The organism is Paenibacillus sp. JMULE4 (genome assembly GCF_013337105.1).
GTDB classification, from domain to species: Bacteria; Bacillota; Bacilli; order Paenibacillales; family NBRC-103111; genus Paenibacillus_G; species Paenibacillus_G naphthalenovorans.
On sequence record NZ_SGWF01000001.1, the window covers coordinates 1 to 17,039 of the forward strand.

The window sequence follows — 17,039 nt, forward strand, 5'->3', positions numbered from 1 at the left end:
AAAAAAGCCTCGCCACCAAAGCGACGAAGACTAATTTAACACAAGCGGCTTCCTGAAGTCAAGTACAGTGTGCCGGAAATTTATGTTTGAATCACGTCTTGTATATACAGATTGCGTTCGATCATCAAATTGATGATTTTTCCGTTCACATTCACCCAGGGGCGAGTCGGGTGCGACCGGTCGGAAAAGACAATTTCTCCAACCTGGTTATCGCTCAACTTGACCAATGTCCCGTTATGGAAGGAAGTTACTTTATTGATAAAGGTTTGAACAAGTGCAGGATCCAATTTACCAAAGGATTCATTCAAAAGCTGTTCCAATACCAAATATGGAGAGGCTCCACTCTTATGATAACGATTGGTTTTCATTGCGTGAAAGACATCGGTGATGGCCACAATTTTTGAATATAAATGAATCTTATCACCGCGAACACCCAAGGGATATCCGGATCCATCTTCACGTTCATGATGCTGCAGTGCGCAAAGCTTCACTCCATCGTTAATGGCAGGTACGCTTTTTAACAGATTATAGCCGATAATCGTGTGCTTTTTCATATCTTCTCTTTCAGCAGCATTCAGCGCGCTCGGTTTGAACAAAATCCCCGCGTCCACCTTCGCATTCCCGATATCATGCAATAATCCGCCCAGCGCTACCGGCATCAAATCTTTAGAAGACAAACCGTGCCACTTGGCCAAATTGTAGGAAGTAAGGCTGACCATAATACTGTTATGATAAATAAAATCACTCAATTGAAAATGTCTTGGACTGAATGTGAGCACATTGTAATCATCAATATGCTGGATCAGCTTTTCCAATGTCGTGCGTATCTCCAGTATCGGCAAGTTTTGACCGCCGGCGTTCGCAATATTATAAACACGCCGCATCAGCTGCAGCATTTTTTCATAATGTTCGTAAAAAGACAAGACCGTCCCTTGTTGTTTTTCATCCAAAGCGGTTTCGTCCGATGAGCTAACGGCTTGTCCATTCTTGGATTCGATTTGAACAGCAGGAATTAAAAACGCTCGAAGTACTTCCAAATCGTGCTCCGAGATGATTTTTCCTTTGCGAAGAAGAACGTTGTTATATTTGGTTAGCACATCTTCAGAGAGTTTCTCGCCGGATTTTAACTGGGAAACGGGGACAGTAGCCATGGAATTCCCTCACTTTACCTTCAGCTCCGCTGAAAAATTATCTTTGTATATATTTTAAACGAAAAAGAATGGGGATGTAAGCCCCATTCTTTAACCCTTGAAGCATAAGACGGTCATTCTTCTGCCGTAATGTCCGGCGTCTCGCCGTCTTCTTCTGTTTCAGGCTGATCATCATTCTTCTCTACCCGCGCTACGGTGGACACTTCATCCTCATCACGGATATTGATCAGTTTAACCCCTTGTGTATTACGTCCCATCATGGAAATACCCGACATGCTTGTACGGATAATCGTTCCGAGCGCAGTGATGACCATAAGATCCTCGTCTTCCCGAACAACCTTCAAGCCGACGACCGGGCCGTTCTTTGACGTCACATTGAGTGTTTTTATGCCTTTACCGCCGCGGGACTGCATCCGGTACTCTTCAACCGGAGTCCGTTTACCGTAGCCTTTGGACGTAACGATAAGCACGCTGTTATCCTCTTGAACGACGTCCATATCAATAACGACATCATGATCATCCAGATGAATACCTTTCACTCCGGTAGCCCCCCGACCCATCGGGCGAACATCCTGTTCCGGGAAATGAATGGACATCCCTTGCTTCGTACCCATAATAATCGATTGATTTCCATCCGTCAGCCTCACTCCGATCAGGTCATCGTCTTCACGGAGCGTGATGGCGATCAACCCGCCCTTCCGAATATTGGAGTAGTCTTCCAGAGGCGTTTTCTTCACCAAACCGTTCTTGGTTGCAAAGAACAAATATTTATCGGATTCGAAGCTTTCCACAGGAATGACGGCATTTACCGTTTCTCCCTGCTCGATCTGAATCAGATTGATGATCGGCGTTCCTCTGGCCGTACGGCTGAGATCCGGAATTTCATAAGCTTTTAGACGATATACCTTTCCTTTGTTCGTGAAGAACATCAGATAATGGTGTGTATTCGTTACGAACAAATGTTCTACGAAGTCATTATCTTTCGTATCCATACCGATAACGCCCTTGCCTCCGCGTCTCTGACTGCGGTAGGTAGTCACCGGCAAACGCTTGATATAGCCAGTATGCGATATCGTAATCACGACTTCGGATTGAGGAATCAGATCTTCATCCTCGATGCTTTCTTCACCGATCGTAATCTCCGAGCGGCGTTCATCACCGAATTTTTCCTTAATTTCATTCAGCTCTTCGCTGATGATATTCAATACCAACTGTTCGTCAGCCAGGATGGCTTTGTACTCGGCAATTTTCTTGAGCAATTCAGCATACTCTTCTTCGATTTTCTCGCGCTCCAAGCCGGTTAAACGCTGCAGACGCATATCGAGAATCGCCTGTGCCTGTTCCAAGCTAAGGCCGAAGCGGTTGATCAGGCCCTCACGGGCATCTTCCGTCGTGCGGGATGAACGGATCAGCGTAATCACTTCATCCAGATGATCCAGCGCAATGCGCAAGCCCTCCAAGATATGCGCACGGGCTTCCGCTTTGCGAAGGTCAAATTCTGTCCGGCGGCGAATGACTTCTTTTTGGTGCTGCAGATAATGGTAAAGCATATCACGAAGATTAAGCACCTTCGGTTCACCGTTTACCAGTGCAAGCATAATGATACCGAAATTGGACTGCATGGCCGTTTGCTTGTACAAATTGTTCAGTACGACATTCGGATTAACGTCACGGCGCAGCTCAATAACGATACGCATTCCGTTGCGGTCCGATTCGTCCCGCAAATCGGTAATGCCGTCGATTTTTTTCTCGCGGACCAGCTCGGCGATTTTTTCGATTAAACGAGCTTTGACGACTTGATAGGGCAGTTCATGAACGATGATTCGCGCTTTGCCGCCGGTTTCCTCGATGGTCGCTCTGGCTCGCATCGTTACGGAACCGCGGCCGGTGGTGTATGCATGTTTAATTCCTTCACGCCCCATAATAAAACCGCCGGTAGGAAAATCGGGTCCTTTGATCGATTGCATCAGATCGAGCGGTGTCACGTCCGGATTTTCAATGAGCTGCTGAACGCCGTTGATGACTTCCGTAAGGTTGTGGGGCGGAATATTGGTTGCCATCCCTACGGCGATACCGGACAATCCGTTGACGAGCAGGTTGGGAAAGCGTGCCGGCAATACGGCGGGTTCCTGCTCCTCACCGTCATAGTTCGGCACAAAATCGATCGTTTCTTTGTTGATGTCGCGAAGCATTTCCATCGCGATTTTGGACAGCCGCGCCTCCGTATAACGCATAGCCGCGGCAGCGTCGCCGTCAATCGAGCCGAAATTTCCGTGGCCATCGACAAGCATATAGCGCAACGAAAAATCCTGCGCCATGCGCACCATGGTTTCATATACGGCAGAGTCACCGTGCGGATGGTATTTACCGATGACCTCGCCAACGATTCTGGCCGATTTCTTATAGGGTTTGTCAGGTGACATGCCCAGCTCCGACATGGCATACAGAATACGCCGATGCACCGGCTTAAGACCGTCTCTGACATCCGGCAGAGCGCGGCTGACAATAATGCTCATCGCGTAATCCATAAAGGAAGTGCGCATTTCCGAGCCGATATCTATTTCTCTAACCTGTGAACGGGATTCTTCCGACAAGATTTTTTACCTCCTACGGTTCATGGCGATGAATTAAATATCCAAGTTTTTGACGTATTTCGCATGCTGCTGAATAAATTCACGCCGCGGCTCAACGTTGTCGCCCATCAGCGTATCGAAGACCAGGTCCGCTTCGATCGCGTCTTGAATGCTTACCTGCAGCAAGGTACGGCTCTCCGGGTCCATCGTCGTCTCCCACAGCTGGCCCGGATTCATTTCTCCAAGCCCCTTGTACCGCTGTACATTCACTTTAGCGCCTTCCCCAAATTCAGCCATAATGGCTTCCCGCTGTTTGTCATTGTAGGCATAACGTACCGTTTTGTTCCGCTCAAGCTTGTAAAGCGGCGGCTGTGCGATGTAGACATATCCAACCTCGATCAGTCTCCGCATGTAGCGGTAGAAGAAGGTGAGAAGCAGCGTCCGAATGTGCGCTCCATCGACGTCGGCATCCGTCATAATAATGATTTTATGGTACCGCGCTTTTGAAATGTCGAAATCATCGCCGATCCCTGTGCCAAGCGCCGTAATGATCGCGCGAATTTCCGCATTGGATAAAATTTTGTCCAGCCGCGCTTTTTCCACGTTGAGAATCTTGCCGCGTAGCGGCAGGATCGCCTGAAAATGCCGGTCGCGTCCTTGCTTGGCCGAGCCGCCGGCGGAGTCCCCTTCGACGATGTACACTTCGCTGATGGAAGCATCCTTAGAAGAACAATCGGCCAGCTTGCCAGGCAAAGAGCTCACTTCAAGGGCGCTTTTGCGGCGCGTCAGCTCTCTCGCTTTTCTTGCCGCTTCGCGGGCTCTTTGCGCCTGTACGCCTTTTTCTACGATTTTTTTTGCAATGGACGGATTCTCATCCAGGAACTCCTGGAGCTTCTCCGCAAAAAGCGATTCCACGATACCGCGAACCTCGCTGTTCCCGAGCTTCGTCTTCGTCTGGCCCTCAAATTGCGGATCCGGAATCTTGACCGAAATAATGGCTGTCAAGCCTTCGCGCACGTCATCGCCGGACAGATTGGCATCGTTATCCTTAATCGCATTGTTTTTACGGGCATAATCGTTTAAAACTCGTGTAAGCGCACTTTTGAATCCGGATTCGTGTGTACCGCCCTCATGCGTATTGATATTATTCGCAAACGAATAAATGTTCTCCGTATAGCTGTCGTTATACTGAAGGGCGACTTCGACATGAATATTGTCTTTATCTCCTTCGACGTAGATCGGAGGCTGGTGCAAAGCTTCCCGCGTACGGTTCAAATATTCAACAAAGGAGACGATCCCTCCTTCGTATTTGAACGTGTGGGACTCATTCGAACGCTCATCCGTCAGCGTAATTTCGATCCCTTTATTCAAGAATGCAAGCTCCCGGATACGGGATTGAAGCGTATCGAAATCGTATTCGGTTGTTTCCGTGAATATTTCTTCATCGGGCCAGAACGTCACCTGCGTTCCGGTTTCCTCCGTCTCCCCGACAATCCTTACGTCATACTGGGGAATACCGCAGCTGAATTCTTGTTCATGGATTTTACCGTCGCGTTTCACCCGGACAATCAATTTCTTGGACAAAGCGTTCACGACAGATACGCCTACACCGTGCAAACCGCCGGATACTTTGTAACCCTCACCGCCGAATTTGCCGCCTGCATGAAGCACGGTAAGCACGACCTCCAAGGTCGGACGCTTGAGCTTCGGATGCTCCCCGACCGGGATGCCGCGCCCGTTATCAATAACCGTTACGCTGTTGTCCCGATGAACAATCACATCAATTTTCGTGCAATATCCGGCTAGTGCTTCGTCGATACTATTATCGACGACTTCCCATACCAAGTGATGAAGGCCTCGGCTACTCGTGGATCCGATGTACATCCCCGGTCGTTTGCGAACCGCCTCTAGACCTTCAAGCACCTGAATTTGACTTTCATCATAGCTTGTACCTGGATTTACAGACATGCAGACACCCACTTTTCCGTAGTAAAAAGAGTAAATCTCTCCTGAACATGCGCTGTCAAGGAGGAAATCTCATTTATTATGTTCAACTAGCTGATGAAATCGCGGAGCGACATGGTCTCTAGTTCGTTAACAAATGATGCGCCCGTTTTTTCAAAGTCATGGACGATATCGGAGAGTAATAGACTTTTGTATGTGTCACAACAAGGGATTTGCTTTCCTCGTCGCCAATCACTTCCACGCGCTTTTCCTTATTGGCATAGGTGACAAATTGCTTGGATATTTTGGAAGATTTCTCGATCGACAGGTCAAAAATGGCGACAAGCTCCGATGCGCGAATAATTTTTTCGCCGCCCAAATGAATGAACATGCTGACCCACTCCTTCCCGGCAAAACGATGGCAATCCATTTATGTTAAGCTTCCGTCTCGAACATGGATGACAGAAGCGTTTTCCAGTTTTGACAAATCTATGCTTTCAATGCCGGTTGTCGTAATGAAGGTTTGCACCTTCCGTTGGAACGTCTCAATAAGCTGGGTTTGACGATATCGGTCAAGCTCTGACAACACATCGTCGAGCAAAAGCAGGGGATATTCCCCGACTTCTTCGCAGATGAGCTCGATTTCGGCCAGTTTAAGCGAAAGGGCCGTTGTTCGCTGCTGCCCCTGGGAACCGAACGTTTGTACCTCTTTATCATTAATGTAAAAGCGGAGATCGTCGCGGTGCGGTCCTACCAGCGTGACGCCGCGGCGGATTTCCTGATCCTTCACCTGTGATAACTTTATCATAAATCGGTCAAATAAGACAGCTTCTTCTTCTTCAAGAGCGTTGGCAAAGGCACTGTCATACTCAATTCGAAGCCGTTCCATGCCATTGGTGATGCCGGCATGTATCTTTTCCGCCCATATTTGCAGCTTCTTTATAAAGCTTTGACGTTTTTTCATTATTTTAATACCAAATTGAGCAAGCTGCTCATTCCAAACTTCAAGAAGGGGAGCGTCGCCGGAGGATGAGAACAGCTGCTTCAAGTAATTGTTCCGCTGCTGCAGTACTTTGTTGTACTGGGAGAGATCGTATAAATACGCAGGATGCACCTGTCCGATTTCCATATCGAGAAAACGTCGGCGGACGCTTGGAGACCCTTTGACGATCTCTAAATCCTCAGGCGCAAACATGACAACGTTCAAAGCTCCTATAAAGTGGCTAAGTCTTTTTTGCTCCAGCCCATTGATTTTGGCACGTTTGCCTTGCTGCGATATGATCAGATCCAATTGCAGCGTACCATACCGTTTTTCAATCTCCGCATGTAAACTGGCCTTTTTTTCGTTCCAGCGAATCAGCTCTTTATCCTGGTTGGTCCGATGGCTCTTGGTAAGCGCGAGCACGAAAATCGATTCCAGCAAATTCGTTTTTCCCTGTGCATTCGGTCCAACGATGATGTTCACCATCCGGTCGGTTTGGAATTCGACCTGCTCGTAATTGCGATAATGCTGCACTAACAGCCTTTTTAATTGCAAGACGGTTCCTCCTGAGTGCTTTGCGTAGCAAAGCCTGCTTCATAAGCAATCGCGGGGCTTTGCCGAACAAAGCCTTCTGCCAAAGTCGGCGGTTATGTCGGCCCATCGACCTGAAACTCGCCGCAGCCCGCCACCTTAATGATATCGCCCGGAACCAGCTTGCGGCCCCGTCGATGTTCCGGTTCTCCATTGACAAAGATTTCGGTTTCCTGAAGAAAACTTTTGGCCTGACCTCCGGTAGAAATGCAATCGGCCAGCTTCAAAAATTGACCAAGGGTTATATAGTCCGTGCTTATGCCCACTTTTTTCATACGGATTATCCTTCTTTCTAGCCCGTAGTCCGGTAGGGCAGGATCAGCTGCAGCAGGCTGGAGTTCTCATTCGGCCTGATGATAATCGGCTGCATAGCGCCGGTAAAGCCGATATGAATCTGTTCGCTGTCCATGACCTTTAAGGCATCGAGCATATATTTGGAGTTAAAGGAAATGCGCAGCAGTTCCCCCTTCATGCTTGAAGTCATCAACTCTTCGGTCACTTTTCCAAGCTCAGAAGAGGTAGAAGAAATCTCGATTGATTGGTCCTCAAGCATCATCAGCTTGACGATGTTGCTTTTGTCCTCTCTGGATAGGAGGTAGGCGCGGTCAATCGCATCGATCAATTCATTCGTATTGACGACAATTTCCGTTTGATAGAATTGCGGAATGAGCTTCGACGTATCCGGATATGTCCCTTCTAGAATCCGGGTATAAAACAAGATGGAATTGATTTGGAACAGCACTTGATTTTCGGCAAAAACGACATCGATCAGCGTGTTCTGGTCCGGTAATATTTTGGCAAGCTCGTTTAACGTTTTTCCGGAAATGGTTACATTGTTAAGCGTCATGCCTTCTTCCGTATCGATATTCGTTTCGCGGCTCGCTAACCGGTGACGGTCACATGCGGTGAATTTCAGTTTTCCGTCTGTAATGGTCCATAAAATTCCAGTGAGCACGGGAGTAGCTTCATTCGTTGAAACGGCAAACGAAGTTTGCTTGATCATCGTTTTCAGCAGGTCGCTAGGAATTTGGATCCGTTTATTCTCCTCGATGCCGGGCATAATCGGATATTCCTCCGGATCGAGACCCACAAGCTGAATTTCCGATGAACCCGAACGAATCGTCGTTTGAAAATGGTCTTTAACCTCAATTTCTACCTGCTGCGCCGGCAGTTTACGTATAATCTCCACAAAAAATTTGGAAGGAAGGACAACGCTGCCGGATTGTTTAAGATCAATGACCTGTATTTCATTATCCTCGGCAGGAATAAAGCTTTGGATCGAAATATCGGTATCGCTGGCTGTCAGTATCATTCCGCTGGAATCGACGTCTATTTTGATCCCGTTTAAGATGGGAATGGTCGTTCTGCTTGAGATGGCTTTAGAAACGTGACCGATGGATTCATTCAAATATTGCTTCAGTACCGTTAATTTCATGTATGTCACTCCTACTGGTTCTAATCGGGAAACGATGGGCATATACTTCTATATTACATTTTTTTTTTAATTAGTAATAGTAGTAGGGAGCCGGGATATGTGGATATGTGAGTGAATAAGGCAAAAAGAAGGCCTATCCACATGTGTATAAGATTGTGCATAGGCCTTCTTTTATGCAGCTGTGGATAAGACGTTCATCGCATCGTTTCCCGTTTACATCGTTACGTTTCTGATTTTTTCTGTAATGTTCTGAATGATTTTGAATAATTCCTGATCTACTTTCAGTGCTTCGCTTATTTTCTCATGCGCATGAATAACCGTCGTATGATCTCGTCCACCGAATGCCTCCCCGATCTTCGGCAGTGAGAAATCCGTCATCTCCCGAGCCAGGTACATGGCAATTTGTCTTGGAAAAGCTACGGTTTTGGTCCGTTTACGCGCTTTGAAATCCTCGATTTTCATGCCGTAGAATTCGCCGACCTTTTGTTGGATATCCTGTATCGTAATCACTCTTGGACGGCTGCTTGGAATAATGTCCTTCAGCGCTTCGGCGGCCAAATGCGATGTAATGTCCTCGTTAATTAAAGAAGAGTAAGCCACCACACGGATTAATGCGCCTTCCAGCTCCCGAATGTTCGAATCGATCTGATTGGCGATGTAAACCATGGCTTCATTGGGAATGTCGAGATTTTCAGCTTTCGCCTTTTTGCGCAATATCGCAATCCGCGTCTCCAGGTCCGGAGGCTGAATATCGGTGATCAGACCCCATTCAAAGCGTGAGCGGAGACGCTCTTCAAGCGTCGGAATCTCCTTGGGCGGCCGATCGCTGGAAATGATGATCTGCTTGCGTTCTTCATGCAAAGCGTTGAACGTGTGGAAAAATTCCTCTTGCGTTTGTTCTTTTCCGGCTAGGAACTGAATATCATCTATAAGCAGTACATCGATATTGCGGTATTTGTTGCGGAAGCTTTCGCCGCGGTTGTCACGGATGGCATTGATGAATTCGTTCGTGAATTTCTCGGACGAGATATAGAGCACGCGTGCACTGGGGTTATGCTCAAGAACATAGTGGCCGATGGCATGCATAAGGTGCGTTTTGCCTAATCCCACGCCTCCATACAGAAACAGCGGATTATACGCTTTGGCCGGCGCTTCCGCAACCGCGAGCGATGCCGCGTGGGCAAACCGGTTTCCTGCACCGATGACGAACGTATCGAACGTATATTTCGGGTTCATCATATGACTGAACGTTTCCTCCGGAGCAGAGGCTTGATGTGCTTTGGCCGGAGCAGCAGCCGATGCTGCTGATATGCTGGGCGGTTCAGGCTGTTCTTCGGATTCAATGATGAATTTGAGCTCGACTTGTTTGCCGGTATAATCGTAAACCGCTTCTTTAATATGTTTGGTATAGCGGTTTTCCAGCCAGTCGCGCGCGAAATTGTTCGGGGTACAAATCGTTACCGTGGTATCGTTAAATACGACAGCTCTTGTGGAGGTAAGCCACGTTTCGTAGCTCGGTTTGCTCACCCTTTTTTGCAATATGGATAATACTTGCTGCCACTGGTCGTTAGGATGGCTTTCCACAATCTATTCACTCCCTTAAAAAAATAACCGGTGTGGCGTAAGCCGCGACCCTGTAGAAAAAAAGCGGTGAGTTGTCGAAACTATCCACAATATGCAGAAAGTCGATAACCCAATTATACATAAGCCGTGTAAATTGTTCACAAAGATATCCACAGGCTGTTGATAAAGTTGTTGAAAAGTAATCGTATCCACAACAGAAAACATATTCATGATATCAAAAAAGACCCTGATAAGCAACGAAATGTTAAGATTTATCCACATACCCTACAACTTGTATGTATGACTTATCAACAGCACTATATATTGTTTATAATGTGTTCATAATTCGACAAAATCGGAGAAACTCCGATTATTTTTATTCACAAGTGGATAACCGGTTGGATTTTTATTTATTCTATATGTTAGTCATTGACGGCGGATGGACCGAAACTTTCCTGGCAGATGTTGTTTGAAGGCAGTGAGGGGATCCGAGTTGACTTTTATTGTGAAAATGTGCTTTAATGTTTAAAGGTATTTTTGGGATTGGAACAAATCCTTCGAGGAGGTGCACGATAGATGAAACCGACATATAAACCGAACGTCCGTAAACACAAGAAAGTACATGGCTTCCGTAAGAGAATGAGCACGAAGAATGGTCGCAAAGTACTTGCAGCTCGCCGTCAAAAAGGAAGAAAAGTATTGAGCGCATAAGGGCGTAAGACCACTGATAGGTGGTCTTTTTTGTTATTATGGACCAGGAATCGTCTGATTTGGATAAGGATCATGTGAGTTTGCCGCTATTGGGGCTGATAATGGAGCGTGCGTTCGTGGAGAAAAAGAACCGACTGACGAAAAGAGAATATTTCGATAAAGTTTATCGCCACGGCAAGTCGACTGCGAACCACCAATTTGTACTTTATTATAAAGCCCGCCCGGAGCAGGAAACCTTTCGTCTTGGGGTGTCGGTCAGCAAAAAGCTCGGAAACGCCGTCGTCCGAAACCGTATCCGGCGTATGTTGAAAGAGATTGTAAGGCTTAACGCAGCCCGAATTCCGGGGGGATACGATCTGATCATCATCGCTCGTAAGCCGGCTGCCGAGATGGATTACCATGATATGGAGAAAAGTGTGCTTCATGTGCTCAAACGCGCGTCTCTTCTGGTTCGTAAAGAGAGATGATACGCAGCGATTAGTTTCTTTGTGCCTGAAGATATGATATAGTTTAGAATGGAAAAGATGAAGCTGGGAGGATATGATTTTGACGCGTCGATTATTGAAATACATTCCGCTTTTATTCGTATTTTTACTGCTTGCGGGATGCAGCCCGGCGAATGCGCCGATTGACCGGGAAAACAGCTTTTGGGACAAGTGGTTTGTCGGTCCTCTCTCGGATGGGCTGGATTGGTTTGCACACATGCTTTGGGGCTCTTACGGGTTGTCCATTCTTGTTGTAACGATTATTATCCGGTTCATCATATTACCGCTTACGCTAAAACAATATCGCAGTTCGAAACGGATGCAGGAATTGCAGCCCGAGTTGAAGAAGATTAAAGACAAATACAAAGACGACGCCAAAAAACAGCAGGAAGAAACGATGAAGCTGTTTCAAAAGGAAGGCGTGAATCCGCTTGCCGGATGTTTTCCGATCCTCATACAGATGCCGATCCTGATTGCTTTGTATGCCGCGATCATGCGCAATGGACATATCGGTGACCATACTTTCCTTTGGATGCAGCTTGGAACGAAGGATCCTTATTATATATTGCCTCTGCTCGCAGCGGTCACGACATATTTGCAGCAAAAAATGATGTCTTCGCAGACGCCTCCGCAGATGCAAAGCCTGATGATTATATTCCCGGTGCTTATCTTTGTCATGGCGATGAATTTTGCGTCGGCCCTCCCGTTATACTGGGTTTACAGTAACATTTTCACGATCGTTCAAACTTATTTCATATATAAGCCGGGTAAAGCACAACCAGCTGTAGCAACGGCAGAAGCTAAACCGAAATCGAAAAAGAAAAAATAATTTCATTACTCTTCAGTTAAGGGTGATCGGATGACGAAGAAAATCGTGGTAACAGGTAAAACGATCGATGAAGCAGTAAATAACGGGCTTCAGCAGCTGGGGACAACCGAGAACCGAGTCCATGTGAATGTGCTGGAGCAGCCTGCCAAAGGTTTGTTCGGACTCTTCGGGGCTAAGGAGGCGAAGGTAGAACTGACTTTGCTTCCGGATGCGATCGAAGAAGCGGTCTTGTTCCTTGAGGATGTGTTTCGTTCCATGAAGCTTGATGTTCGGATTGAGCAAAAACAGGACAAGGAAGTTACGGAGCTGCACCTGCACGGCTCGGAGCTCGGCATGCTGATCGGGCGGCGAGGGCAGACGCTTGATGCGCTGCAATATCTGGTCAACATTGTAGCCAACCGGTACTCTGACCGGCATTTGCGCATTGTGCTGGATGCCGAGCAATTCCGTGAGCGAAGGAAAAAAACACTGCAGGAGCTTGCCGATCGTTTGGCCGATCGCGTCATCCGTACCAGGAAAGAAGTCGTTCTCGAACCGATGTCTCCTCAGGAACGTAAAATCATTCATTCGCAGCTTCAACATCATCCGAAAGTCCGCACGTTCAGCCGGGGAGATGAGCCCAATCGCCGTGTCGTGATTGTTTTACGCTGATTACCACATGCAATGATGTCATGTTCGTATGACTTCATTGCTTTTTCTTTAGTATTGAAGCTTACAAATAATTGAGGTGCAACCATGATTCAGGATACCATAGCGGCGATTGCCACTCCGATGGGGGAAGGGGGGATCGCGGTCATTCGCGTCAGCGGAGACGAAGCCGTTCGGATCAGTGAACGTATTTTTAAAGGAAAAAAGAAGCTTAGCGAAGTACCTTCGCATACGGTACATTACGGTCATATTGTGGACCCGGACACCGGGGCAAGAACGGAGGAAGCGCTGGTAACGGTGATGCGGGCTCCGAGATCCTTCACCAAAGAGGATGTAGTGGAGATCAGCTGCCATGGGGGATTCGTCTCCGTGCGGAAAGTGCTGGACCTGCTTCTGGGGAACGGGGCTCGGCTGGCAGAGCCGGGGGAATTCACAAAACGTGCTTTTCTCAATGGGAGAATTGATTTGTCCCAGGCCGAGGCGGTTATCGATTTAATCCGGGCGAAATCCGATCGTGCCTTCCGAATCGCTTTGAAGCAGTCCGAAGGAACCTTATCGAAGAGAATCAAAGAGCTTCGTCATCGTTTGGTTGAGCTGATGGCTCATATCGAAGTGAATATCGACTATCCCGAGCATGACGTAGAAGAAATGACGAACGCCTATATTAAAAACAAGTGTTCGGAGGCGATGACGGATATCGACGGGCTGCTGAGTACAGCGGAACAGGGAAAAATTTTGCGCGAGGGCCTTGTTACGGCGATCGTCGGGCGCCCCAATGTAGGAAAATCGTCGCTGCTTAATGCTCTGGCACAAGAAGAGAGGGCTATTGTTACCGATATTGCGGGTACGACAAGAGATGTTGTGGAAGAATATGTGCATGTAGGTGGTATTCCGCTAAAACTGCTCGATACGGCCGGGATCCGCGAAACATCGGATATTGTTGAGAAAATTGGCGTGGAGAAATCCCGTCAGGCGCTGGCCGATGCCGATCTCATTCTGCTGGTGTTCAATGGGGCGGAGCGATTGCAGCCGGATGAGCTGCAGTTGATCGAACAGCTGAAGGGACGTCAGGTGATCGCAATTATCAACAAGCTTGACCTGCCTCAGCAGCTGGAACAGCATATACTGGTCGATGCGTTCGGCGAAGAGCGGGTCGTCCGGATGTCGCTGTTGTCGGATCAAGGCATCGCCGATTTGGAGAAAGCCATCGCAGGGTTATTCTTCAGCGGTCAGGTTGAATCCAGCGATTTGACTTATGTAAGCAACGCGCGGCATATTCATTTGCTGAAACAGGCCCGGACAGCTCTTTCGGAAGCTTATTCAGCCGCGGAATCGTTCGTGCCGATCGATATGATTCAGATTGATATTCGAAACGCCTGGGAGCACCTGGGGGAAATTATAGGAGATTCCGTGAGCGATTCTTTGATAGATCAGATTTTTTCACAGTTTTGCTTAGGTAAATAAGATCACTTGTTAGGAGGTCGGATCGATGAGTTATGTAGCGGGAGAATATGATGTTATTGTTATCGGTGCAGGCCATGCAGGCGTCGAGGCGGCCTTGGCGGCAGCGCGTATGGGATGTGAAACGCTGGTGCTGACGATTAATCTGGATATGATTGCGTTTATGCCCTGCAATCCCTCGATCGGCGGACCGGCCAAGGGCCATGTTGTGCGCGAGATTGATGCCCTTGGAGGCGAAATGGGCCGCAACATTGATAAGACCTATATTCAAGTGCGGATGCTGAATACCGGGAAGGGTCCGGCAGTTCATGCTTTGCGCGCGCAAGCCGATAAATTTCTGTATCAGCATACCATGAAAGAAACGTTGGAGAAACAAGAACGGTTAACGCTTCGCCAGGGGATGGTGGAGGAGCTGATTGTCGAGGACGGGGTATGCAAGGGAGTCATCACCAAGACTGGAGCCCGGTATCTGGGCAAGGCAGTTGTATTGACGACAGGAACGTACCTTCGCGGCAAAATCATCATGGGCGAGCTGATGTATGAGAGCGGTCCGAACAATCAGCAGCCGGCCGTTAAGCTGTCGGAGAGTCTGCGCAAACACGGACTGGAGCTGGTCCGGTTTAAAACCGGTACGCCGCCGCGGGTGCATAAGGACACCATTGATTTTTCAAAAACCGAAATTCAGCCGGGGGATGAAAAACCTAAATTTTTCTCTTATGAAACGACGGAAGAGGTTCCAAATCAACTGCCGTGCTGGTTAACGTATACATCTGCAGAGACACATCAAATTATTAACGATAATTTGCATCGCGCTCCAATGTTTTCTGGAGCGATTGAAGGCACGGGTCCAAGATATTGTCCGTCGATTGAAGACAAAATTGTGCGTTTCAGCGACAAACCGAAGCATCAAATCTTCCTGGAGCCGGAAGGAAGGAACACCAAAGAATATTACGTGCAGGGTCTGTCGACAAGTATGCCCGAGGATGTTCAGCTTAGAATTCTACGTTCAATCCCTGGCCTGGAAAAGGTAGAGATGATGCGGACGGGCTACGCGATTGAATATGATGCGGTGATTCCGACGCAGTTATATCCGTCTCTTGAGACAAAGGTAGTGAAGGGGCTTTTCACCGCTGGACAAATCAACGGTACGTCCGGTTATGAAGAAGCGGCGGGGCAGGGAATTATGGCTGGAATTAATGCCGCCCGTAAGGTTCAAGGTAAAGAACCTGTGATCCTTGATCGTTCCCAAGCTTATATCGGCGTTTTGATCGATGATCTGGTAACGAAGGGAACCAATGAACCTTACCGATTGTTGACTTCCCGCGCGGAGTACCGGCTTCTTCTTCGTCATGACAATGCCGATCTGCGTCTGACTCCCATTGGGTATGAGATCGGACTCATATCCCAAACGCGCTATGAACGGTTCCAAGACAAGGTGAAGAAGGTTGAGGAAGAGATCGAACGCCTCAAAACGACGAAAGTGAAGCCGACACCGGAGGTACAGCAGATGCTCACCTCATTAGGGAGTGCCGTTTTGAATAACTCTGTCGACATGCTTTCGCTGCTTCGTCGTCCGGAGGTTACTTATGAGCATCTTCATGCGCTCTCGCCGGCTCCTTATGAACTGACGGAAGATATGAAAGAGCAGGTCGAAATCCAGGTCAAATACAGCGGTTATATCGAAAAGCAATTGGCTCATGTAGAACGGCTGCGTAAAATGGAGAAAAAACGGATTCCGGAAGATATCATTTATGAAGAAGTCCATGGCCTTGCAACAGAAGCGAAGCAGAAGCTGGCCAAAATCCGGCCGATATCGATCGGGCAAGCTTCTCGAATTTCCGGCGTGACGCCTGCGGATATTTCTATCTTACTGGTTTATTTGGAGCAATATAACAAAGTACTCGCAGCCAGAGGATAACTATGGATAATATATTGAATAATTTTACAGATTTGCTAAATAATAGAGGAATCCAGTTATCGGAGTCTCAGCTTCATCAATTTGAGCTTTATTACAGGGAGCTGGTGGATTGGAACGAGCGAATGAACCTGACCGGTATAATCGAGAGGGAACAGGTATATATTAAACATTTTTACGATTCTCTCTCTGTTGCTTTTTTTGTTCCTATGTCGGATCATTTGAAGATAGCCGATATCGGTTCAGGAGCAGGATTTCCCAGTATTCCCTTGAAAATTGCTTTTCCCCATCTACGGGTCACCATAGTGGATTCTTTAAACAAGCGGATTCACTTTTTAAATCATGTAACGTCTTTTTTAGGGTTATCCGACGTTCAATGTGTGCATGCTCGGGCCGAAGACGCGGCCCGTCTCCCCGTACATCGTGACCAGTATGATTTAGTTACGGCAAGAGCGGTGGCACGTATGGCCGTGCTTAATGAATTTTGTTTGCCTTTTGTTTCGGTCGGAGGATTATTTGTGGCAATGAAAGGGCAGGGGGTCCAAGACGAAATAGAGGAAGCCTCTTTCAGCTTAAGAGAACTGAGGGGTCAATGGCTGAACACTCATCGCTTTGAGCTTCCTGTTGAAGAGTCAACCAGACATATCGTGCTTATTACAAAAACGGGTCCGACGCCGAAAAAATACCCCAGAAAAGCAGGTACACCGTTAAAATCTCCTTTGATTTAATTTTGTTTCACGTGGAACATTTT

At 47.6% G+C, this 17,039-nt stretch carries 15 protein-coding genes; 7 read left to right on the plus strand and 8 right to left on the minus strand.

The annotated features are described in order from the left end of the window. Positions 1–80 precede the first annotated feature (80 nt). From EXW96_RS00005 to dnaA, 8 genes are all read right to left on the minus strand, one after another. Positions 81–1,151 carry an HD-GYP domain-containing protein gene (locus tag EXW96_RS00005; RefSeq protein WP_062410190.1) on the minus strand — a complete coding sequence of 357 codons (1,071 nt, stop codon included), beginning with the start codon at positions 1,149–1,151 and terminating at the stop codon, positions 81–83. Positions 1,152–1,264: 113 nt separating this feature from the next. Next, positions 1,265–3,745, minus strand: a complete 2,481-nt coding sequence (gene gyrA, locus EXW96_RS00010; protein WP_174349548.1) for a DNA gyrase subunit A — start codon at positions 3,743–3,745, stop codon at positions 1,265–1,267. 33 nt (positions 3,746–3,778) lie between these two features. Beyond that, positions 3,779–5,692, minus strand: coding sequence for a DNA topoisomerase (ATP-hydrolyzing) subunit B (gene gyrB / locus EXW96_RS00015; protein WP_054816946.1), 1,914 nt, complete (start codon positions 5,690–5,692; stop codon positions 3,779–3,781). Between the two features lie 118 nt (positions 5,693–5,810). Further along, positions 5,811–6,059, minus strand: coding sequence for an extracellular matrix regulator RemB (gene remB / locus EXW96_RS00020; RefSeq protein ID WP_062411094.1), 249 nt, complete (start codon positions 6,057–6,059; stop codon positions 5,811–5,813). A 39-nt stretch (positions 6,060–6,098) separates the two neighbouring features. Continuing rightward, positions 6,099–7,205 (minus strand): DNA replication/repair protein RecF, encoded by a 1,107-nt coding sequence (gene recF / locus EXW96_RS00025; protein ID WP_174349549.1) that lies wholly within the window; start codon positions 7,203–7,205, stop codon positions 6,099–6,101. A gap of 92 nt (positions 7,206–7,297) precedes the next feature. Continuing rightward, positions 7,298–7,516 carry a S4 domain-containing protein YaaA gene (gene yaaA, locus EXW96_RS00030; RefSeq protein ID WP_062410194.1) on the minus strand — a complete coding sequence of 73 codons (219 nt, stop codon included), beginning with the start codon at positions 7,514–7,516 and terminating at the stop codon, positions 7,298–7,300. Positions 7,517–7,533: 17 nt separating this feature from the next. Beyond that, positions 7,534–8,676, minus strand: a complete 1,143-nt coding sequence (gene dnaN / locus EXW96_RS00035; RefSeq protein ID WP_062410195.1) for a DNA polymerase III subunit beta — start codon at positions 8,674–8,676, stop codon at positions 7,534–7,536. A 213-nt stretch (positions 8,677–8,889) separates the two neighbouring features. Next, on the minus strand, positions 8,890–10,260 hold the full coding sequence (gene dnaA, locus EXW96_RS00040; protein ID WP_062410196.1) for a chromosomal replication initiator protein DnaA: 1,371 nt from the start codon (positions 10,258–10,260) through the stop codon (positions 8,890–8,892). 555 nt (positions 10,261–10,815) lie between these two features. On the opposite strand from dnaA, the gene rpmH reads away from it, so the two are divergent. The 7 genes from rpmH to rsmG all read left to right on the plus strand — a co-directional run bounded on the left by rpmH (position 10,816) and on the right by rsmG (position 17,016). Beyond that, complete coding sequence (rpmH, locus tag EXW96_RS00045) at positions 10,816–10,950, plus strand: 50S ribosomal protein L34 (RefSeq protein ID WP_054816947.1); 135 nt, start codon at positions 10,816–10,818, stop codon at positions 10,948–10,950. Positions 10,951–11,066: 116 nt separating this feature from the next. Next, positions 11,067–11,417 carry a ribonuclease P protein component gene (gene rnpA / locus EXW96_RS00050; protein WP_062411095.1) on the plus strand — a complete coding sequence of 117 codons (351 nt, stop codon included), beginning with the start codon at positions 11,067–11,069 and terminating at the stop codon, positions 11,415–11,417. A gap of 79 nt (positions 11,418–11,496) precedes the next feature. Beyond that, positions 11,497–12,264 carry a membrane protein insertase YidC gene (yidC, locus tag EXW96_RS00055; RefSeq protein ID WP_174349550.1) on the plus strand — a complete coding sequence of 256 codons (768 nt, stop codon included), beginning with the start codon at positions 11,497–11,499 and terminating at the stop codon, positions 12,262–12,264. Between the two features lie 30 nt (positions 12,265–12,294). Next, positions 12,295–12,915: an RNA-binding cell elongation regulator Jag/EloR gene (gene jag, locus EXW96_RS00060; RefSeq protein WP_062410197.1), complete on the plus strand. Its 621-nt coding sequence runs from the start codon at positions 12,295–12,297 to the stop codon at positions 12,913–12,915. 84 nt (positions 12,916–12,999) lie between these two features. After that, complete coding sequence (gene mnmE / locus EXW96_RS00065) at positions 13,000–14,376, plus strand: tRNA uridine-5-carboxymethylaminomethyl(34) synthesis GTPase MnmE (RefSeq protein ID WP_074729554.1); 1,377 nt, start codon at positions 13,000–13,002, stop codon at positions 14,374–14,376. Positions 14,377–14,401: 25 nt separating this feature from the next. Continuing rightward, complete coding sequence (gene mnmG / locus EXW96_RS00070; protein ID WP_174349551.1) at positions 14,402–16,291, plus strand: tRNA uridine-5-carboxymethylaminomethyl(34) synthesis enzyme MnmG; 1,890 nt, start codon at positions 14,402–14,404, stop codon at positions 16,289–16,291. Positions 16,292–16,293: 2 nt separating this feature from the next. Then, the gene (rsmG, locus tag EXW96_RS00075; RefSeq protein WP_174349552.1) at positions 16,294–17,016 is read left to right on the plus strand and encodes a 16S rRNA (guanine(527)-N(7))-methyltransferase RsmG; all 723 of its coding nucleotides are present in this window, start codon (positions 16,294–16,296) and stop codon (positions 17,014–17,016) included. The last annotated feature ends 23 nt before the right edge of the window (positions 17,017–17,039 follow it).